This is a genomic window from Thermogutta hypogea (assembly GCF_055386265.1).
This window is the reverse complement of sequence record NZ_AP042425.1, coordinates 455,194-475,396: the sequence shown is the minus strand read 5'-3', so window position 1 is coordinate 475,396 and position 20,203 is coordinate 455,194. Positions and strand designations below refer to the sequence as shown.

Annotated in this window: 17 protein-coding genes and 1 tRNA gene; 6 read left to right on the top strand and 12 right to left on the bottom strand. The window is 62.0% G+C overall.

Translation table 11 applies throughout. The annotated features are described in order from the left end of the window. Positions 1 to 228: 228 nt before the first annotated feature. From ACZ5B4_RS01580 to ACZ5B4_RS01570, 3 genes are all read left to right on the top strand, one after another. Complete coding sequence (locus ACZ5B4_RS01580) at positions 229 to 960, top strand: type 1 glutamine amidotransferase (RefSeq protein WP_464912688.1); 732 nt, start codon at positions 229 to 231, stop codon at positions 958 to 960. Positions 961 to 1,343: 383 nt separating this feature from the next. Then, complete coding sequence (locus ACZ5B4_RS01575) at positions 1,344 to 5,696, top strand: tetratricopeptide repeat protein (RefSeq protein ID WP_464912687.1); 4,353 nt, start codon at positions 1,344 to 1,346, stop codon at positions 5,694 to 5,696. A gap of 278 nt (positions 5,697 to 5,974) precedes the next feature. Continuing rightward, positions 5,975 to 6,061, top strand: a tRNA-Ser gene (locus tag ACZ5B4_RS01570). A 53-nt stretch (positions 6,062 to 6,114) separates the two neighbouring features. On the opposite strand, the gene ACZ5B4_RS01565 is transcribed toward ACZ5B4_RS01570, so the two are convergent. The 7 genes from ACZ5B4_RS01565 to ACZ5B4_RS01535 form a co-directional block, all read right to left on the bottom strand. Then, a complete protein-coding gene (locus ACZ5B4_RS01565) occupies positions 6,115 to 7,353 on the bottom strand; it encodes a tyrosine-type recombinase/integrase (RefSeq protein ID WP_464912686.1) in 1,239 nt (412 codons plus the stop codon). A 35-nt stretch (positions 7,354 to 7,388) separates the two neighbouring features. After that, complete coding sequence (locus ACZ5B4_RS01560) at positions 7,389 to 7,766, bottom strand: hypothetical protein (protein ID WP_464912685.1); 378 nt, start codon at positions 7,764 to 7,766, stop codon at positions 7,389 to 7,391. A gap of 52 nt (positions 7,767 to 7,818) precedes the next feature. Continuing rightward, positions 7,819 to 8,235 carry a hypothetical protein gene (locus ACZ5B4_RS01555; protein ID WP_464912684.1) on the bottom strand — a complete coding sequence of 139 codons (417 nt, stop codon included), beginning with the start codon at positions 8,233 to 8,235 and terminating at the stop codon, positions 7,819 to 7,821. Next, a complete protein-coding gene (locus ACZ5B4_RS01550) occupies positions 8,232 to 10,826 on the bottom strand; it encodes a YfjI family protein (RefSeq protein WP_464912683.1) in 2,595 nt (864 codons plus the stop codon). The genes ACZ5B4_RS01555 and ACZ5B4_RS01550 overlap by 4 nt, the downstream gene beginning before the upstream one ends. Next, positions 10,823 to 11,065, bottom strand: a complete 243-nt coding sequence (locus ACZ5B4_RS01545) for a helix-turn-helix domain-containing protein (RefSeq protein ID WP_464912682.1) — start codon at positions 11,063 to 11,065, stop codon at positions 10,823 to 10,825. The genes ACZ5B4_RS01550 and ACZ5B4_RS01545 overlap by 4 nt, the downstream gene beginning before the upstream one ends. A gap of 292 nt (positions 11,066 to 11,357) precedes the next feature. Next, entirely contained in the window at positions 11,358 to 11,480 is a 123-nt protein-coding gene (locus ACZ5B4_RS01540; RefSeq protein ID WP_464912681.1) for a hypothetical protein, read from the bottom strand. Between the two features lie 158 nt (positions 11,481 to 11,638). After that, positions 11,639 to 11,878 carry a hypothetical protein gene (locus tag ACZ5B4_RS01535; protein ID WP_464912680.1) on the bottom strand — a complete coding sequence of 80 codons (240 nt, stop codon included), beginning with the start codon at positions 11,876 to 11,878 and terminating at the stop codon, positions 11,639 to 11,641. A gap of 501 nt (positions 11,879 to 12,379) precedes the next feature. Here ACZ5B4_RS01535 and ACZ5B4_RS01530 point away from each other — a divergent pair. Further along, positions 12,380 to 13,372: a family 43 glycosylhydrolase gene (locus tag ACZ5B4_RS01530; RefSeq protein ID WP_464912679.1), complete on the top strand. Its 993-nt coding sequence runs from the start codon at positions 12,380 to 12,382 to the stop codon at positions 13,370 to 13,372. 225 nt (positions 13,373 to 13,597) lie between these two features. Here the strand turns inward: ACZ5B4_RS01530 and ACZ5B4_RS01525 are convergent, their stop codons facing one another. Beyond that, positions 13,598 to 14,155, bottom strand: coding sequence for a hypothetical protein (locus ACZ5B4_RS01525; protein WP_464912678.1), 558 nt, complete (start codon positions 14,153 to 14,155; stop codon positions 13,598 to 13,600). 493 nt (positions 14,156 to 14,648) lie between these two features. On the opposite strand from ACZ5B4_RS01525, the gene ACZ5B4_RS01520 reads away from it, so the two are divergent. Then, a complete protein-coding gene (locus ACZ5B4_RS01520) occupies positions 14,649 to 14,987 on the top strand; it encodes an Hpt domain-containing protein (protein ID WP_464912677.1) in 339 nt (112 codons plus the stop codon). Between the two features lie 34 nt (positions 14,988 to 15,021). On the opposite strand, the gene ACZ5B4_RS01515 is transcribed toward ACZ5B4_RS01520, so the two are convergent. The 4 genes from ACZ5B4_RS01515 to ACZ5B4_RS01500 form a co-directional block, all read right to left on the bottom strand. Then, positions 15,022 to 16,356 carry an endo-1,4-beta-xylanase gene (locus ACZ5B4_RS01515; RefSeq protein WP_464912676.1) on the bottom strand — a complete coding sequence of 445 codons (1,335 nt, stop codon included), beginning with the start codon at positions 16,354 to 16,356 and terminating at the stop codon, positions 15,022 to 15,024. A gap of 45 nt (positions 16,357 to 16,401) precedes the next feature. Further along, positions 16,402 to 17,130, bottom strand: a complete 729-nt coding sequence (locus ACZ5B4_RS01510; RefSeq protein WP_464912675.1) for an HAD family hydrolase — start codon at positions 17,128 to 17,130, stop codon at positions 16,402 to 16,404. 94 nt (positions 17,131 to 17,224) lie between these two features. Continuing rightward, a complete protein-coding gene (locus ACZ5B4_RS01505) occupies positions 17,225 to 17,530 on the bottom strand; it encodes a DUF167 domain-containing protein (protein WP_464912674.1) in 306 nt (101 codons plus the stop codon). Between the two features lie 68 nt (positions 17,531 to 17,598). Continuing rightward, entirely contained in the window at positions 17,599 to 18,327 is a 729-nt protein-coding gene (locus ACZ5B4_RS01500) for a YggS family pyridoxal phosphate-dependent enzyme (protein WP_464912673.1), read from the bottom strand. Between the two features lie 353 nt (positions 18,328 to 18,680). Here ACZ5B4_RS01500 and ACZ5B4_RS01495 point away from each other — a divergent pair, with 353 nt between their 5' ends. Continuing rightward, entirely contained in the window at positions 18,681 to 20,153 is a 1,473-nt protein-coding gene (locus tag ACZ5B4_RS01495; protein WP_464912672.1) for a hypothetical protein, read from the top strand. The last annotated feature ends 50 nt before the right edge of the window (positions 20,154 to 20,203 follow it).

Genomic DNA, 20,203 nt, shown 5'->3' with positions numbered 1-20,203 from the left:
CCGAAACACGGGCCGAAAATGGCATGCCGGCGGTAGCCGACGACTCTGCATCGCCGGAACAAACTGCGCGTCCTGGAGAAAGCCGATTCCGAAAGCGTCCAACCCGGTCTTCGGACTTTGCAAGCGTGCCGTCCGGCACGGCATTTGCAAAGGAAGTTCCCATCGCTTTTTGCCGAGCCTCAGGACACTGACTTGGCGAGACTCGGAGGTCATCAGGAGATCGGAATCGTGAGTCGCGTCGTCGTCTTTCAGCACGCTCCGCAAGAACATCTCGGAGCATTGCACGAAATTTTCCGCGCGTCAGGTCTGGCGGTTCAAGTCGTGCCGCTCTACGAGGAAGTTCCCGCAAACTTGGACTGGACCGGTATCATCGGCTTGGTCGTCCTCGGCGGCCCGATGAACGTCGACGAAACGCGAACCTACCCCTTTTTGAAACGCGAAATCCAATGGATCAAACAGGCCTTGGCGTGCGAGATTCCCATTTTGGGGATTTGCTTAGGTGCGCAATTGCTCGCTAAAGCGCTGGGAGCTCGCGTGTATCAGAACCCAACAAAAGAAATCGGCTGGTACGAGGTCCGGCTTACCGATGCGTCCGCACTTGACCCCCTATTCATCGGGTTACCCGCCGAACTGATTACGTTCCAGTGGCACGGCGATACCTTCGACATCCCGCAGGGGGCCGTGCTACTGGCCACCGGCGAGGAATGCCGCAATCAAGCCTTTCGGTTCGGCAGCAACGCCTGGGGTCTGCAATTCCACCCCGAAATGACCGTCGAGATGATTACGGACTGGCTCTCCGCCCCGGAAAATGCGCAGGATCTAAGCTGCTTTCCCTGCGGTTACACCGAAACGATTCGCTCGAAAACGCCGGTGATGATGCGGCTTTACCGCACTTGGACGACCACGGTGCTGGAACGATTCGCCGCGTGTTGCAGCCGACGCAAGAATGCGTCACAGTGACTTCATCACCTCTTCTGCCTCCCCGACTGCCGCGCGGTTATCCGAACGTCCTTGACCCAAACAACGGCGTCGATTTGGGTGGCCGACCCTCCGATCGTTTCGGCTGGTCGAACCTTCATCTCTGCATCCCTCGCAAAAATCCCATACCAGCAAGGGTTGACAAGGCCCCAGTTGCTTACCCACAACTCCTATCTTTCTCATTTATACCGGCGTTCTTTATTTTCAGGGACGGAGGGATTAAACTTTCGTCTTACGGTGCCGACTATTCCGGGGTGACTTGCTGCGCCGGAAAAGTCAGCGGCATGCGTCCGTCATTCCTCTCAAGTACCGGCTGATTTGAGGCTGGAGCGGCAAGAGCGGTTGGTCGTCCGCCAGGGGGTAGCATGGTGATGGAATCGGATCGGCCGACGAGATGGAAACCCAACTGGCGGGCCTGGGCGATTCTGGTCGCGGTTCTGGTTGGGTTGGGACTGCTCATTCCGTGGCTGCACGCGCGTCAGGTCCGCTCGACGCTGTTCAAGATTCGTGAGCGGGCCGAACAGGCCGAGGCGGCTGCCGCCGCTGCCCGCGCGCAGGGCGATCGAGAGGCCTATCTGGCGTCACTCCGGGAGGCGGTCCGCAATTACGACGCCTATCTTCGCCAGGCTCCCAACGACACGAATACCCTCAAGCGTCTGGCCTTGGCGGTCGCCGAGCAGGCCGCCGCGGCGCCTGGGAATTCCCACTTGCAATGGAATGCCTACCAGGTCCTCAATCGTGCCGTTTCGAAGTCTCCCAAGGACGCCGTCCTGCTTCGCCGTTTGGCCGAGTTCGCCGAGCGTTTGCGGCGGTGGTCGGAGGCCGCCGACGGATGGCGGGCCGTCGCCGAGTTGTCACCCGACGATTCCGATGCACAACTCCATTGGGCCCAATGCTTGGCGGCACAGTCGCTGGATCAAGAGGCCGTTCGCGTCCTCCGGCAGGCGATCAAGACGAACCCGCGGAACGTGCCTGCCTACATCTTGTTGGCGAGGTGTTACCGCCAACCCACGATCGGGAACACGGCGGCGGCCGAGGAAGTCCTCTCCGAATTGGGCCGCGTGTGCAACGGCGATGCAACGGCGTATGCCCAACGCGCCCGGTTTCGTCTTTGGTTGCGCCGCAATACGCGCAACCCGCAAGAGAGCGCGGATGCGCTCCGCCTTGCGGAAGAGGACGTTGCTCGCGGTCTGGAGCTTGCCCCCGGCGACGCTGTCGTGCGGATCGCGGCGGCCGAGGTGGCGTTGGATAGGGGCGACATCGATACTGCGGAATCTCATTTGTCGGCCGTCCCATCGCCGGACGCAGACGATCTCGACGTCCTGGAGATTCGCCGGCGGATAGCGGCCGCCAGAGGCGATTATCCGGTCCTGCAAGCCGTCCTGGCAAAGCTCTCCGAGCGGGAGCCGGCCCGATTGACGGAATGGTTTCAAGTCTGCCTGGATCAAACTCCGCCGGACCTCTCAACCGCGACGAAGACCCTGGACCGAATGCGGGAAGCATCCTTCTCGCCGGATTGGATCGAGTTGTTCGGGCTGCGTTTGAAGGCCGCCGAAGGCGATCTTCGTTCCGCGGCGCAGGGCCTGGAAGACCTGCTCCGCAGGTGTCGTCGCGGCGATGCCTTGAAGGCCGAGGTCGTGTTGACGCTTTCGCAGGTCTGCTGGGAGCGGCGACAGTGGGAACGGTCCGCCGGCCTGTTGGCGAACTTTCTTCAAGAATCGCCCGACTCTCAGAGGGTGCGGCTGGCCTACGCCCGAATCCTCGCACGGGTCGGTGAGCACGATCGTGCCTTGGCGGAGTTTCGGCGTTTGGAGCGGGAATTGGGCATGGAGAGATTGCTGTCCGTGCCCGGCGCGACCTCGGACTATCTCGAAGTCTTGATCCAGGCCGCCTTCTCGGGATCCGGCGGCAGCGAGGCCCGATCCGCGGCGGAGGACGCCCTGCGTCGGTATGGCGATCGGCTGCCCGAACCGCAACGCATATCAGCGGAGGCGCGATTGAAGGCTGCGACCGGAGATACGGCGGGGGCTCAGGCGGTCCTGGACGATGCCCTGAAACGGCACGCGGAGGCTTTGGGCCTTTGGGCCGCCAAGGTAGCAGTGCAAGTCGCATCCGGCGATGTTGAGGCGGCCGCGGCGACGGCCCGCGAGACCGTGCGGCGGTTCCCCTCGGTTCCGGAAGCGGTGCTATTCTTGACGAGCACGGCAACGCGTATCGGAGACCGAGACCTGAGTTTGACGTTGCTCGCCGAGTTGCGCCAAGCCGCCGAGAGCCTCGCGGAACCGAATCGAGCTTTAGTTCTTCGAGCGATCGCCGCCGCTCACTTAAAACTCGCCGACCCCGCCGGCGCCGCCGCATTGTGGGAAGGCCTTGCCCAATCCGATGCGAACGACGCCGAGAGCCGCCGCCTGCTCTTCGAGCTTGCCCGGGCCCGGCGCGACTATGCCGAGATGGAAAAACAGCGATCCGCCATACGCGCGACGGCCCCGGACGGCCCCGAGTCGGTCTTCACGGAGGCCGCCTATCAAATCGCTCTGGCGACCCGCGATGGCGTCTCGCCGGAGGAGCGTCGAGACTTGCTGCGGAAGGCCGACGAGACATTGGCCGCGGCCGAAAGCACACGACCGGGGTGGACCGAGTTTGCCCGGCTGCGCGCCGAGCTTGCCTTGTTGCAAGGCCGCTGGGATACCGCGATACGCCTCTTGCAGGACCTGCATTCGCGGGGACTGGCCACCGAGGAACAAACGGCGCAACTGATTCAACTCCTGTTCTTGACCGGTCGGGAGGATGAAGCGGACGCCTTGCTTGCGTCCCTGCAACCGGACCGGCGCCGCCCGGAATTGCGTCGCATTCAAGCCGAACTGCTCTTGCGCGAGGGCAAGGCGGATGAGGCGATTGCAATTGCCGGACAGGATACGGCGGATTCACCGGACCCCGTCGGGTACATGTGGCAAGCGCGTCTGTTGACCCTCGCAAACCGCCTGGATGAAGCCGAGGAAAAACTCCGCGCAGCCGTCGCCCTGGCCCCAGACTGGCCCGCGCCTTACCTTTCGCTGTTGTCCCTGGCCCTCCTCCGCGGACAAAAGGATGTCGCGACGCAAATCCTCGCGGAAGCGGCGGGGCGCCTCCAAGATGCCCCGGGGCGGTGTGCCGTCGGTCTGGGATATGAGACCGTCGGCGATTGGCAGTCCGCGGAGAGTTGCTATCGCCGCGCCTTGGAGATCGCCCCCCTCGATCCGGGGCCGAAACTGGAATGGGCCGGATTTCTGATTCGTACCCAGCGTTGGGAGGAAGGGCGAAGGGTTCTCGAGGAACTGGCCGGACAGGACCCCTCCCCGGAGTCGGGATGGATCATCCGCAACGCGCGCCGCAATTTGGCGCAGCTCCTGGCGGCCGACGGTGACTACCGAAACTTTCGCCGTGCCTGCGATCTATTGGACCAAAACCTCCGCGAAAACGATGCGGCCCTGGATCGATTCTTGAAAATTCGCCTGACGGCGAGCCGGCCCGAGAAATCTTTCCGGCTGCAAGCCGTGACGGACTACGAGAAAGAGGCTCAAACCGTCTCGAATCTGCCGCTCGAGGACCGCTTCCAATGGGCCGTGGCCTTGGAATCGTTAGGGCGTTGGCCGGAGGCCCGGGCTCGGCTGGTCGAGCTGTTGCGGCGGCGGACGCCGTCGGGCACGCACCTGGAGTTCTATATCCGAAAGCTGATCGAACACGACTCCCCCGCGAATGAGATCCGCCCCTTGTTGGAGCAGTTGGAAAAGGTCGCGCCGTCGCCTTGGACCGTGGACGAACTGAAGGCTCGGCTGGCGGCTCGCGATGGTGACTCGCGGGAGGCGGGTCGAATACTCGGCACGTTCTTGGAGGCTGAGGATGACTCTCGTCCCAGACCGCCGACCGCCCTGGTATTACAGTGGTTCGAAGAGCTGGGTCTCTACCAAGAGGCTGAAGACCGCCGGCGCTCGCTGGTCTCGTCTCAACCGCATGCGACCTTAGGATTGGCGGCGTTCCTCGGACGCCGAGGGCGAACTGACGAGGCTCTGGCCCTCTGCCGGGCCGCCCTGCAATCCGCACCACCGGAAACCGCGGCGGCCGCCGCCGTCGGCATCTTGCGCGACCGGCGAGAGGATCGCACGCCCGATCGCATCGCCGTCGTTGAGGAGATCTTGCAAGCTGCGGAAAAGGCGTCGGGCCGGACACGCGCGTGGCTCTTGACGTGCGGTAACTTCCTCCACCTTTCCGGGCGGCATCAGGATGCGGCGCCCGTCTATCGGGAACTCCTGGCACGGCAGGATCTCGGCCATTTGGAGCGGGCAGCCGTTCAAAACAATTTGGCATACGTTTTGGCCGCCGCAGACGGCCGCTCCCCCCAGGAAACCGAGCAAAATCTTCGCGAGGCCGACTCGCTGATCGATCAGGCCGAAGAAGTTCTGGGGCCTAGGGCGAACATCTTGGACACCCGTGCCCTGATTCAATTGAGGCAGGGGCGCCCCGACCTCGCCCTGAGGTTCGCTCGGCAATCCGTCGCCGAATCTCCGGACCCTCTGAATTACTTGCACCTGGTGATGGCGTTGGATTCCCTGGGTGACGCAGTAGCCGCCACCCGCGAATGGGAAACCGCCCGGCGCGTCCATGACCTGCGAAAAGAGACGCTTCCGCCCCTGGAACACGCGGCCTTCGAGCGGCTCCGAACAAAACTGGAGCGGCAGTAGTCCGCGCAGGCACCCCTTGTTGGCCGACCGCCGAGTTTGCTATCCTGCCCCAAAAGATGCTCGGTCCGCGAACGATCAACGCCGGACCATGCCTCACGTCGCTTGGGACCTTCCGGCACTGTCGGCCTCCACCAACGGGGGACGACGAGGCAAAACCGGCGTTGGAGGGCGACCCCCAGGGTATGATCGTCAGGAATTCGGCTGACGACGAGTTTCCTCAGTGGGTTGCCGCGGCCGTCTTGGTTAGAATTACAAGAAGCATCCACCGGTGTCGGTATGGATGGGTGGCCGAGTGGTCTAAGGCGGCAGTCTTGAAAACTGCTGTACCCGTTCGGGTACCGGGGGTTCGAATCCCTCCCCATCCGTTCGGCGGTTGCGCACCGTGTTGCAGGCACGTGCCGCCGGTTGCACCAAACCCTTACCAGTCTTGAACTTGCGTCCGGTCGTGCAATTCCGTGCGATTCGGAGCGTGCGCTTGCTGCGCCGCTTTTTGCGCGCTTCGTGCGCCGCTTTTTGCGCCGCTTTCCGTCGGTGCCTTGATCGCTCGCTCGAAATCCGCGTCCGTCGTTTGGAGGTAGTGCCGTAGCGCGATAGTGGGGGTATGACCCAGCCACGCGGTTATGACGTGGAGGGGGTATTCCTTCGCCAGCTCGGTTTCCCGACTCGACCTCAAGGCGTGGAACAGCTTGGGCCAGGGCGTCAAACCGGCACGCTTGACGATCCGCTCGAACGTCGACCGTAGGTTGCAACCTCGCCAGCCCGTCGGGCCTTGGGCGCTTGCCCTCATCCGCTCATCGACCACGTAGACGGCCCCCTCCGGGGCCAGCTCGAAACACTCCTCCAGGATCGGCCGCAGCTCGGGGAACAGGGGAATCACTCGCGTCGCCTTGCCGGGGTGGTGCTCCGTCTTGGGCGACGTCACCACGACCCTGGAGGTTTCCCAATTGATGTCTTGCCATCGAAGCGAAAGCGTCTCGCTCGGGGTACGCAAGCCGCCGTAGCGGGCCAAGGCCACGATCGCGCGCCAGTGACAATTCGGGCAGGCATCCAGCAACCGGGCGGTCTCTTCTCGCGTGACGAATCGCCCGCGATCCGGCATGATCGCCTTGACGGAAACGCCGGTGAAGGGGTTCTCGGCGATCAACCGCCGTCGCACTGCGGCACGAAACACCATCGTGGCGAATTGCAACCGCTTGCGAACGGTCATCGGAGCCAAACCCTTGGCCAATAGGTGCATCTTGTAGGCGTCGGCGTCGCCGGGCGTGACGTCGCCTAGGGCTTTCTCGGGGCCGAAGTACTCCAACAGCCCCATTTCGCCTTGCCGCCACACTTCAACGGTTCCGGGTTTCGCGTCGATGCGACTCCGGACGTAATCCCTGATAAACGCTCCCAGCGTCCACGTCGGCCGCCCCTCGATCAATCCAACAGCAGCCAGCTTGGTCCGCAGCGTATCGCCGATTTCAGCCAGCCAGACGGCCGTTTCCCGCGGCAGAGGTTGGGCCGCGATCTTCGCCGCCAGCAGCGTTTCGACGTGCCGCCGAATCCCTTCGGCCGTCCGTTTGTCCACCCGGCCGAGGCGAATCGTCTTCCTCGTGCCGTCGCCGTCCACGAACAACACTCGCCGCGTGCCGTTCCTGTCGTTCGCTATGCTCGCCATGAGATTCCCCCTTCCGCCTCACCGTGGTCCTGGTTTCATTTACGGCAGTGCGTCGCCAGCCAGCGTTGAAGCCTCTCCGCAAGCTCTGCGGGCGACACCCCGCCGATACGGGCTTGGACCCCGCCGCCATGCTCCGCCTCGATGCGCTCGCCGTAGCCTCTCGATTTTCCGATGGTTCGCAGAACGAACGTCACCGCCGCGAGGTTGCCGTTTTCGACCAGCTTGAACAACCTGCTCTCGGCCAGGTCCAAGATTTGCTCGCGGGATTCCCGCAGCACTTTCTCCAGCTCGGGATCGGCTTGCAGCCGTTGATAGAGAGCTTGTCGGGAACAGGCCAATAATTTCGCCGCGGGCCCTACGAGTCCGTGCGACGCCTCGAGCGCCTTGATGATGTCGCTTTTCTTCAGCCGCATGGTACCCCTCGCCTGTCAACTTTGTCAACGCTTGCTTCCTAGTTTATACGTTTCACGCCTCCGCCGCCTCAGCCTCGCCCACGGGCAGCCGGACGATTTCGCGGGCCTTGACGTGCCATTGCTCCGGGGCGATCCGGAGCCGCCGGCAAATGTCCACGAGCAGCTCGGCCGCAATATCGCTGAAGCTTTCGTAAAGCGTGAACAGCGTTTCCATGTCCGTGCCGGGGGGGCATTGCCCCTTGGGGAGAAGAAAGTGGCCTTGGCCGTCCGACCGCCGCTCCAGCCGCAATTCATAGCCGGCCTGCCACAACCGCCGGAGCAGGAGCCAGCCGCCCACGAGGTGCCGGTTCTCCCGTAAGACTTCGATTTCTTCGCGGGTCAACGCCCCGGGGCGGATACGCAATCGCAGCTCGCCGCCCGCCCAATCAACCTGCACGCCGTCGCGATAAAGTAGCGTAATAAGGTTCATAAGGTGATCTCCTCCCAGCCATCGTCGTCCCCCTCTCGTGCAGGGGAAGTAGCCGCTTCCGTGTCACCACCACCTACGGGGGGCGTAAGGTTCGGCGGTTCCGGCGTCGGGGGCGTCGAAGTCTCGGCATCACCAACATCACCATCACCAAAACCCCCGGTTTTCGGCGTTTTCTTGAGGTTTTGGTGATGTGGTGATGTGGTGATGAGGCGAAACACGCGCGTCGGGCGACCCCCCTTTTGGTTTTCGTGCGGCAATTCCCAACGCCCAAAACCGGCCTTGATTAAGTTAATCAACGCCGCCTCCGCCGTATGCGGTTTACCACGAAACCGCCATAGGCCGTGGGTTAGGTCTCTAACCGTCACCGCTCCGCCTCGGGCCTCAATCCACTCGATCAGTCGCCTTCGGTCCGCGTCTTCGTCCGTCTCCGAGAACAGGCTGTGAATGCGTCTTGCTTCGCGTTTGAACCACGTCGCCAATTCGATCCCGGATCGCATACTGGCGGCGTCCACGGCGTCCGTCGCCGCATGGCCGAACGCCCGCCGGACGCAATGGATCACTAAAGCCAGTCTCGTGGCAACCTCCTCCAGCTTTGCCCATGCCGACGCCAGGTCGCCCTCTAGGTCGATCAACTCCGCCGCGTGTGCATCGTAAAAGCTCGTCCATAGGGCTTTGGCGTCCGGCGTCAGACCGAGAACGGCCGGGCACGGCCTTCCGTCTTCGTCGGTCGCCGGTTCCAAGGCGAATAGATGATCCAGCAGTCGCACGATGTCCGCTTGGGTTTCGGGTGCGATCTCAGCTTCCGTCCAACGCTTCCGGCGTTTCGGGGGGAATGCCCACAGGATTCGGGCCGCCAGCCCCGATTCCCTGTATGAATCCCCCATCAATCGCTTGAGGATTGACGGTTGCACTCCCCCGCAGATCGACAATGCAGGGTGGGGAACAAAGATCGTCCGCGGCTCCGTTTTGCGATCAACAAGTAAAGCCTCGCCGGCATGGACCGAAAGCCAGCGGCCAAGGTCTCCGCCTTTGGTATTGGCATATCGGTCAAACGACCCGACCCACGCGGTCAGTTCATCGCACGTCAGCAGCAGCCCCCGCGGGTTCGCCAAGAGCAGCGGAGCTAAGGCCTCCAGCGTCGTATCGACGACGATGAATCGCTCGCATTGCGGAGGTTCCGGCCTGGCCGGCGGTATTGCGGTCGGGTCTTTGGATCGCTTCCACTCCGCCAATGCCTTCTCGTAAATCAGCAGATCGGATTCATAGTTGCGACTAGCCTCAGCGTATCGCTCTAGCGCCTTGCGTTGCCGATCACGGACGGGGCGGAGGACCAAGCGCATTGCGGGCGTCTTCATTTGGCCGGATTCCGCCACGATCACGGTCCACAGCGTGGGAGGCACGGTCCAATCGCGTTTCAGCCGCAGCCGACGCGAATTGCCGACAGCCGCCGCCGTCATCGCCAGCAAAGGCAACGCGATATGGGCATGATCGCATTGCAGGGCGTCCGCCCCCTCGATCACGAATCGCCGCAGCGGTTCCGGAAGGGCATGCGTGGGGAACGGTTCGTAGCGCTCATCGAGCGATGCGTCATCCGGTTCGTCGGGATCGTGGGATTCCGCCGGCGCCCAGGGCGTCGTCTCACCCGCCCATTGCTCAAGCGTTGCCCGCAGCTCTTCGGGGAGTATGCCTTCGGCCAAGCCCACGAGCGTCGGGTCTAGCACGATGTCGGCGATGTCACCCCCTTCGGGCAAGGCGGGGAATCGCTCCCCCAGGTCCAAGATGCGGATTTCGCTTGCTCCGGCCGCATGGGCGAGCTTGGCGACGGCTTGGGCGTACCCCCGTCCAGGGGCGTCGGCGTCCGGTAAAACGATGACCTTTCGGCCCCGCAAAGGGGACCAGTCGCTTTTCGCGGCCGCTTGTGCCCCGCCGCTCGATGTCGTCGCCAGCAAACCAAGATCAGCCAGCGTATCCGTGCATCGCTCGCCCTCGACAATCCAGACGGCGGCACCAGGATCGGCTTTGATCACCTCCGGCAGCCGATACAGCACCCGCGGTTCGGGCATTTGCCCGATGCGCCAACCGCCGTTGCAACGCGCGATCGGACGGATGGTCTTCCCCGTGGAGGTGTTCCACCGCACGACGACGCCGACAGGCTGCCCCTGGGCGTCGGTGTACACCCATTTCGCCGCCGGCGGGCCGAGCCGTCGCTTCAGCTCTTGCAAGGCGTCACTGGCCGTGAGAAACACCCGATCGTCGATTTCTCGATTCGCCTTGCCGTTGCCTCCGGTCGGCTTGCTCGACTTGCCCTCGGCCAAGCCCGCAAACTCGGCCGCCAAGCGAAGCGCTTCCCGGAAGCCGCAGCCCAGCCACCATTGCAGGGCCGCCAACCCATCCCCGTTCCCGCGGTTGAGGCATTGATTGCAGAGCAGGGCACCGCGCTCGGCGTCGATGAGCCGAAACCGATCCTTGCCCCCGCACTTCGGGCAGGGGTGATGTCGGCCGTCTAAGGCCTCGGCGGGCATTCCGTGGTGCGTGAACAGCTCGACCCACCTGCCTTGGAGGGCCGCTTTGACCGTGTTAGCGTCGATCATCGGTCCGGGCCCTCCGCGAGGCCCTGGGGGGCCGCAGCCTGCCGCTCCGCGGCTTGCCGGGCCAGCCAGGTTTGCAGCTCGCGCACCGGATACAAAACGGCTTTCCGTTTGCCGGTGCCGACTTTAACGCAAGGCACTATCCCGCGCTGCGTCCAGGACCATAACGTCCGCAAACTGACCCCCAGCAGCCTTGCCGCCTCTCGGGGCCTCACGGCCAACGGTTCAACGTCTTTCGCCATGCTCTTACTCCCTAACTGAAAAGGGGCCTTTGGAATCCGGCCGCACTAACGGCCCTCTCTTAGAAAATCCGGATTTGGGAAGTAAAAGCGGGAACTTCCCACGGTGTGAGAAACCGCAAGTGTCGGTTAGATCACGAGATATAGCGACCGGTTTTTTTCAGCGCGGGAACTTCCCGGGAACCTCCCGGGAACTACACAAGGCGAGGGCGCGTCGCTTAGCAGAGGGGGCGAGAGAGGGCGTGAGGATAGAGACTATCGCGCCGAATAGTCGCGGGATAGTTTTAGCAGGGCTTTAGTCGTCATCGTCCTGGGAAGACCATAGGTCTTCATAGACCAAGGACAACAGCACGGCAAGCGCCCGTTTGGGTTTCTCGATGCGGGCGACGTCGTGGTGGACTAGATCACCGCCAGACACGGTTACCGCTCCGTGACAAAGAACCGCAATAAAAGAAAGGGGGCGGGCACCGCGTGCGGTAGCGCGGGTTCGGGGTGCACAACCCTAGCCCGCCCCTTGCTAGCTTAGCCGCATTTTACGGCGGGCGGCTCATGCGCCAATGGAGGGGCGCAGCGCGACTAGACCGGCCGCTCAAGCAAGAACGCCTTCACTACCGGATGCTGCATCAAGCCCGCCTTTTCGGCCGCTCTCGCTGCAACCTGGGCGGCAGTCCAAGCGATGTCGGCGTCGTCGATCATGAAGTCGGCAGGCCCGTAGGCGTTGCCGTCCGGCGAGACTAGGACCGGCACGCCGTAGGACGACGCCGCGTGCTCCGTTGTCAATGTCCAACCGTCCGCAAGTTCAATCGAACCGCTCATCGTGACTCCCTTTCCTAGGCTTGAGGTTTCGGCGTCGCCACTTGGAGACTCGAACATCGCTAAGCACTAATCCAACTTCTAATCCTTAGTCCGCTCGTGCTTCTAGTGCGCGACGTGCGCCGCTTTATGCGCCGCTTCCATTAGAAAGTGCCGTTTTTCCCGCGTTTTTTACGGATACTCGAATCCCTCCCCATCCGTTAACAGCCTGTTGAAAAAGTGTTTGCTAGCACAACTGGTAGCGGTTGCAATCGGCTTCCACCCACGACGGCTTGTGCAAGCGTTTTTGTTTTTCAACAGGCTGTTAAGTTGCTATCGAGCCGCAGCTTACGATGAGCAGCTTGGCGAGCGCGGCTGCCGGCACATCAGGAACGGGGTTCCCCGCTTTGCAAGGCGCTCGCGAAAGCTCACGGCCGAGGGTCCGGGCCGTTCGCCTCCTATTGCCGGTTCTTCATTCGCGCGGGTGTACGGGCGACGTCTTCATCTTCTTCAACGGATATCACCATGCCGGTAAGACACACACGGCGGAAATATCTGCGGCTTGCGAGCGGCGCCCTTACCACCATGCTGTGGGGAAACTATTCCTTGCTACGAGCCGATACCCGGGCTGCGGAGGCCCCCGCTTTGCCGAAGTTTCGATACGAAGCGATTCGGAACCCGGTTTGGCGCTTGCCGAGCATCCATCTCCGCGATCCTGCCGCCCTTGTTCATGAGGGCAAGATCCATCTTTGGTTCACCTATTACGATCCGAAAAACGTGACCTGGCACATCGGCCAATCCGCGACCGAAGATTTTCTACAGTTCGAACCGATCCGATTGATCTCGCCAAGCGGATATGCCTCGCCCGGCAACGTGATCCGAGTGGGAGACGAATGGATCTTGTGCTATCAGCAGTATGCCGAGTTCCCGCACTATCTCTGCATCGCCAGGTCCCGGGACCTGCTTCACTGGTCGGAACCGGAACGCATTTTTAATACCGGGCCGGAGAATCTTTGGAATATCGACCGGCGGACGATCGACCCGCTCATCATTCCGTGGGAGGGACGTTACTATCTTTTTTACACGGGCTCGACGCGATGGGGACGACAATCCGGCCATAATCTGATCGGGCTGGCCGTGAGCGATGACCTCAAGAATTGGACGGACCTTTCACCGGACCTGCCCATCATTTCGGCCGACCAAGATTATGAACAACCGGACGGGAACGAGAACAATTGGGTACTTCGCCGGGAGGACCGATGGTTCATGTTATATTCCGCCGGCCTTCGGCATCAGAAAATCGCCTACGCTGTGAGTGATGACTTGATCCATTGGCAAAAGAAGGGCTTGTGCCGGGTCAAGGTCTTCCCCGAATCCAGCCGACGATTTGGGGCTCCCGTGGTACTGGAGGGTTTGACCGCACCGAACACTTTCCACATGCTCTTTCAAGGTGAAGATTCGTCGGGCCACGTCAGCTTCTTTTTGCTGGAGAGTCGAAATCTTATCGACTGGGAGTGATGCCGAAGGGTGCCGCCGAAATGGGCTTCCCACGATGATTCAGCCCACGTGGGAGAGATAGCTCGAAATGGCGAGGTCGGTTTGTCGGGCGACGCGTCACGGACATTGTTCTACCTCAAGAAACGGTAAGGCCTGACCGCATCGGGGAGCTACGCGGTCAGGCCGTTTTCTAATCCGTCGGATGTACTTCTCGAGTTAGCGATTCACGGCTGCAAATCGATCGACTCAGTTGGCGCAACCGCAAGCCGGGGCGCAAGCCGGTTCGCAGGCCGGAGCGCAGCAAGCCTTCGCGGCGCGGCGAGCGCGAATCCGGTCGCACAGGCTGGGACGGCAAACGGGTTGGCACGCCGGTTCGCAAGCCGGTTCGCAAGCGGGTTTCTCGCAAGCCGGTTCACAAGCCGGAGCGCAGCAGGCCTTCGCGGCGCGGCGAGCGCGAATCCGGTCGCACAGGCTGGGGCGGCAAACGGGTTGGCAGGCCGGTTCGCAAGCCGGTTCACACGCGGGCTTCTCGCAAGCCGGTTCACAAGCGGGCTTCTCACAAGCCGGAGCGCAGCACGCCTTCGCGGCGCGGCGAGCGCGAATCCGGTCGCACAGGCTGGGGCGGCAAACGGGCCGGCAGGCCGGTTCGCAAGCCGGTTCACAAGCGGGCTTCTCGCACGCCGGCGCACAGGCCGGTGCGCAAGCGGAATGCTTGTGGAATAGACCCGCATCGGCGGACTTCCAACCCGCCAACGAAACCATGGCCGCAACGGCCAACACACCCAACAAAGCAGTACGCCTCATGGAACACCTCTCCTTGAACTGATGGACGTCGGGGACCGACAAAACCTGCCGAAGGAACGCATCCTTCACAATACCTGTTAGCTTATATCGACTCCGCAAGCGATAGTTTTTGCCTGGTTGTCCCACAAAACCCAGAATGTGACTGCTTGCCCATTCGGATTGTGCCGAGCGTAACGATTAGGGGCCGCATCGCTGGGTATTCCGACGTCTCGGGTCGCCCGAGCGCCGCTGCCGGACAAGAAGGAATTACTCCCAGGCACTCTTCCTTACTCAATCGTTAGATTCGCATGAAATTGGTGCCGATGATCGTCGGAATCCCAATCGACCTGGCTTCCATATAGCTTTCCAGCCGCAGTCTCTCGTTATTCTACTGACTCGCCCTGCACTGCCTACTCGATCCAATATGCTAAAGTTAAAGCAGGGTAAGATATGCTGCCCCCTCACGTCGGCATTCGCATCTCAAATTCTCACCATCAGCGAGAAAGGCGATTTCATGACGGAATCCAACCTCACCAAGGAAACCCGTTGGATCTACTCCGAGCTTGGCGACGATCCGGAATTGCGGGACTTGGTCCAGCTTTTCGTGGACGAGATGCCGTCGCGCATTTCCACATTCGAGGACCTCCTCAAGGAGGGGAAGTGGGACGAACTGCGGCGATCGGCTCACCAACTGAAAGGGGCGGCGGGAAGCTACGGATACGGCAGTCTGACGGCAGCCGCGGCAGCCGTCGAGCAGGCTATCCGGCAAGAACTACCGTTCGAAGAAGTACGGAGTCGGCTGGAGGAGCTTGTTGACCTCTGCCAAAGGGCCCGAGTAACACCTGACGGCTGAATCGCTGCCGATTCTTGGCGAAACGGTCGGCCCATTACCGTGGCAAACGGATTTGGAAAGCGTTCGCGCCGCCTTTGGCCACGTGCAATACGACTTCGGTGCGCCGGCCGTCGGCAAGCTCGACGGCAAACCGATGTTCGCCGTAGAAAACCCGCCCACGAAGCTTGCCGTTCTCATCCGTTTGATATTCGCCGCGCGACCACCATTCGCCTTTTACGAGGCGTAGCAGGGCTTCGTATGCGGGCTTGGGTGACATGTCCTCGCGGACCAATCCGGCAGGGGCGCCCTGCCAGGCGCGATAATCCGAAAAATCCCACCAGGTGATGGCCTCGACGGCGGGTTCGGCAAATAGCATCGTGTAAAACCGCACGACCTCTCTTGCCTGCTGCTCTTCCCCCTCCGGAGTTGTACGCCAAGGTCGCGGTCGCTCCCAACCAGGTGCTCCCGAGACGATCGTCGTTTCCGTGAAATGGAGCGGGACGTTGAACCGCGAAAATCGCTCGCACACCGTGCGAATCTGCTCATTCGGCCAGACACCGGAGTGCATGTGGCTTTGGATACCGATCACGTCGTAAAGCCGCTTGCCTTGGTCATCGACCAGCTTTTCGATCAAAGCGGCGTAGGCCGGATCCGTTCGGTAATCGTTGATCAACAGCACGGCGTCGGGGTTCGCTGCCCGAGCCGCCATGAAGCACCGCCGCGTGAACTCCACCTGGCCGATCTCGCTCCACATTCGCGACATTTTGGGCGCCCGTTGCAGAAACTGCTCCCGATCGAAATGCGTCGCTTCGTTCACTACATCCCAGCGGTCGATAAGGCCCCGAAAACGGGACACGCAGTCGGTGATTCGGTCGAGCTGCAAGCGAAAGATCTCCCGCGGATCGTCCGGCAACCACGCGGGATCGGCGAAGTTCCAGGCCAAGGGATGGCCCTTCACCACGATGCCGTGTTCCTTGCACCACCGGGCCAACCTCTCGGTATAGTCGTGATTCGGTGTACCCTGCTGGGATTCGTAGGAGGGCCAGTAAAACGCGGCCGTGGCGTAATTCAACAGTTCGCCGAAGCGACGGAGATAGGCCTCTTGCAATTCCGCATCCGGGATGCGTCCCCACTGGAAGATATTGCAGCCGAAGAGAAAATCGTGACGCACTTGCTCGGATACGACCTTGACCCCGGCGACGGGATGCCCTTCTGCGTCCAAGACGGCGACCTCGAAGTCTCCTTTGCGGCACTCCTCGATGCGTCTTTCGGCGTCGCTCAGCCAGCTCGGTTTTTCGGCTGCCGCGTTCAGGGCCCATAGCAGCCCCGCCGCGAGACAAACGCAGGTGATCCCCAAGCCGATCCGCCGGAAGGAAGCGAAGCGATTCATAGGTCGGCGTCTCCCATGCGTGCGATGACAACGCAAACCGCAGTCTTAAACCTCCCGGGATGTCGGCGTGATTTCGGGGAGAGGAAGGTTCAACAACCGGTATAGCGCCGGATCACCCAATCCCGTGATGCTCATGCGGGCCGAGCTGAAGTCGTGGCGGGCGCTATGGGGAGCCGGCACGGCGACGGTAAACGCCCCCGCGGCCGCAGCCGCTCGGCAACCATTTTCACTGTCCTCCAGGACGACCATGCGTTCCGCCGGAATGCCGAACCTTTCTGCCGCCAAAAGGTAAATTTCGGGATGCGGCTTTCCTTGGGTGATGTCGTCGGCGGTCAAGGTGAAATGGAATCTGGGTTCCATATTAAAACAGCCCAACACCGCCCGCAAGGTTCGACGGCTGCTGCTGGTGGCGATGGCCTTGGGAACGGCGTGACGCTCCAGCGCATCCAAAAGCTCCATCAGACCGGGCATCGGTTGAATTCGGCCTTGGATCATCTCGATGAACAGATCTTCCGACTCGCCCACCAGACTCTCCGGAGAGTCTGAAAGACGGTGCCATTCGATCATGATTTCGAAGCTGGCAAGCGGCGGCCGCCCCATCATGGCGTCGCTCAATTCGCGCGAGAAGCGGCGGCCGCGTCGTTTGAGAAGCTCGTCGCCGACCAGGAAATAAATGTCCTCCGTGTTGAACATCAAGCCGTCCATATCGAAGACCACGGCCAAAAAGTGATCTGCGGAGGCGTTTCGATCGGATTTCTCGTATTCACCAATCATGCCGTTCGCGTTCCTCATACTCCCCGTTACCGGTACAACATCATCGTCGCGACGGGGGCTTTCGCGGCGTCCGGCGTTTCTGTTCCCAGCATGGTCACCCCTTGCGTGAAAGCAAGGCGTTGAGTCGTTCCTTCCATTCCGGCTCACCGAGGCCGCGAATGAGAAACCGCTTGGACGATGCCGCGGCCCCGGCCAGCAGTTCCACATGCGACCGCTTGACGTTCAAGACCTTGGCCAGCAGTTCCGACACCGCCTTATTGGCTTTGCCTTTCTCGGGGGCCTGCGTCACCGCCACGGAAAGCTCATCGGCGTGGACGCCGCGAATCTCATTGCGGCGGGCACCGGGATGGACGCGCACCCTGAGGATGAGGCCCTCCTCGCCGTATTCCCAAAAGCCCATCGCGCAGCAATCTCCATTTCGGCGTAAGGAACCCCTCTGCCCGTGCTACCGCAGGACGACGCGTTCCTTCAAGCTTCTTCCGCCCCGGCTTCGATGCCCTCGAAAAGCAGCGATCCCACGCGGACAATGGTGGCCCCTTCTTCAACGGCGATTTCGAAGTCCCCGCTCATGCCCATGGACAGATGCTCCAAGGTGAATCCGTCTGGGAGCTTATCCCGCAGTCGGTCCCGCAGTAGCCGCAGACATTGAAAATCCCTTCGAGCGCCGTCGAGATCGCCTTCCCAACCCGCCATGCACATCAGTCCGCGTATGGCAACGTGCCGATACTCCGCCAAGCGCTCCGCGGCGGCGAGCAGCCCCTCCGGGGCGAAGCCGTGCTTGGCGGGGTTTTGCGAAACGTTGACCTCCAACAGCACGTTCGGACGCATCCCTTCCTCGGCGGCGATCCGATCGATGGCGGCCAACAACTCCCACGACTCTACCGAGTGTATCCACGCTGCGTATCTCAGCGTCTTACGAATCTTATTCTTTTGCAACGGCCCGATGAGGTGCCACACGATCGACGAATCGGAGAGGACCTCGGCCCGCTCCCAAAGCTGCTGCGGGCGGCTTTCCCCCAAATCCCGCCGGCCCAACTCTACCAAATGCTGCGCGACTTCTACAGGGACGTATTTGGTGACGGCGACCAAGCAAACGGAGTCCGAAGATCGGCCGCTCCGTGCGGCGGCGGCTCCGATCCGCTCGAGCACGGTTTGCAGGTTTCGTCGCAATTGCGCCTTCAGGAGGTCCTCGTTCATAGCTTGCAGAACCGTTGATTCTCCCTCCTGCCGCCCAGGACGCATCGCGCCGGCGACTCCCTCGGGCGAGCCGAACCTCCCCCCTGCCCCACAGCGGCAATTGGGCCGATTCCCCGGTGACGTGGCCCGGCCCTTTTGGCGGGATGCTACGCGGGTCCCATCCCCTCCAATGTATCGGCCCATCACTCTCGGCTGAAGTGGATGCCGGAATGGCGAACGGCGGGATGCGCGGAAAACTCGTTCTGTGACGCGTCGGTTGCCCCGCGGAAACCGGCGAGATAACATATCGGCACGGATGACGTGGAATGTGCCAAAGTGCGGAGAATTGCCGCCGGTTTGGAGAAAGCGAAGCCATGCCGAATACGATGCCGGCGGAACGTGTGATGACTTATTGCCTGGCCGGTCTCGTCGGCTTGGGCGGCTGGATCGCGTCCCCTGCCATTCGCGGCGAAGGCTCTCCGGGACCGGAGGTCTTTGCCGTCCGGGCACTCTATGCCCCGGCTCATTTCGGTAATAGCTACGAAGTCATGGGGATCAACGAAATGCGGCGTCTGCTGGCCGAAGCCCGGGTCTGGGGCTTCAACCGGTACGGCGATTGGTTCGACATGGAGGACTGCTCCGACCCCTTCACCCAAAAGAAACTCTATCAACTCGCGCACGCCATGTGGGAACGCAAGAGGGCCAACTATCAGGCCGCGCAGTCCTTGGGATTCGCCTGCGACCTCATCATCACACCGAATCACGTCTATGTGGATCAGTGCCGCGAGGATCTGGCGGCGGTGCAAGGCGGCCGCATTTTCGGTCAGTTGATTTGCCCCTCCAACCCGGAGGCCCGACGCATCATCTTGTCCAACTACGAGAATCTTTTCCGCGACCTCGCCTCCGACGGGGTGCGGCTCTCGGCGGTGGTGACCGCTCCATATGATTTCGGCGGCTGCGGTTGCGACCGGTGCAAGCCCTGGATTCTGACCTTCGCCCAACTCTCCCGTGAAATCCACGCTCTCGCCGAACGCTACCATCCGGGCGTGGAACTTCACATGATCGGTTGGTGGTGGGAACCGGAAGAGCATCGGCTGTTCGCGGCATGGGCCGACGAACATATCCCGGGCTGCGTCCGCCGGATGTATCTCCACATTCCCTACGGGAATACCGTCACCGCCGACGTGCCGTTGCCGCAAGGCTGCCAAAAATCCGCTTTCGTTCACATCGGCTACGCGGATCAAGCCCAACCCCGCGACGTGTACGGGCACTTCGGTCCGGTCATCGCGCCGAACCGACTGGAGCAAACCGTCCGCGATTTGAGAACTGAGGGATGCACCGGCGTGATGGCGTATTCGGAAGGCGTCTTCGACGACGTCAATAAGGCCCTGCTGGCAGGTCTGGCCTCGGGCGAATACGCCTCCGCCGACGAAGTCTTGAGGGCATACGCCCGCCGCTACTTCGGAGCCGACGAAGCGGTCGCCGCAGCCTGGGCCGACTGGCTCAAGCCATGGGGCCTGCCTTTCCAAAGAGATGCCGATTCGGCGGCGCGCACGATACCCCCGGCGGAGCGACCCGCGGACGATGCTTGGCGACTCGAACAGTGGCAACGTAAGTGCGAGCTGTTCCGCCTTCACGCCCAAATCATGGCAGGTGACGACTGGACGCCCACTCGCTTATCGCTCGTTGATCGCTTTTGGGACGCTCAAGAGCGACTCCAACGGGAGGTTTGGGGACTCGGCCAATTGCGGCACATCTTCGCCCGAAAGTACACGCCGCTGCCGTGGTACGCGAGCTGGGCCGCGCACCAGGCGCAACAGGCCGCGTCCGCTGCGGCCGAGCAATGAGCCGGAGTAATCCCGGATCATCAGCACGGCCTCGTTGTAACACGACCGCG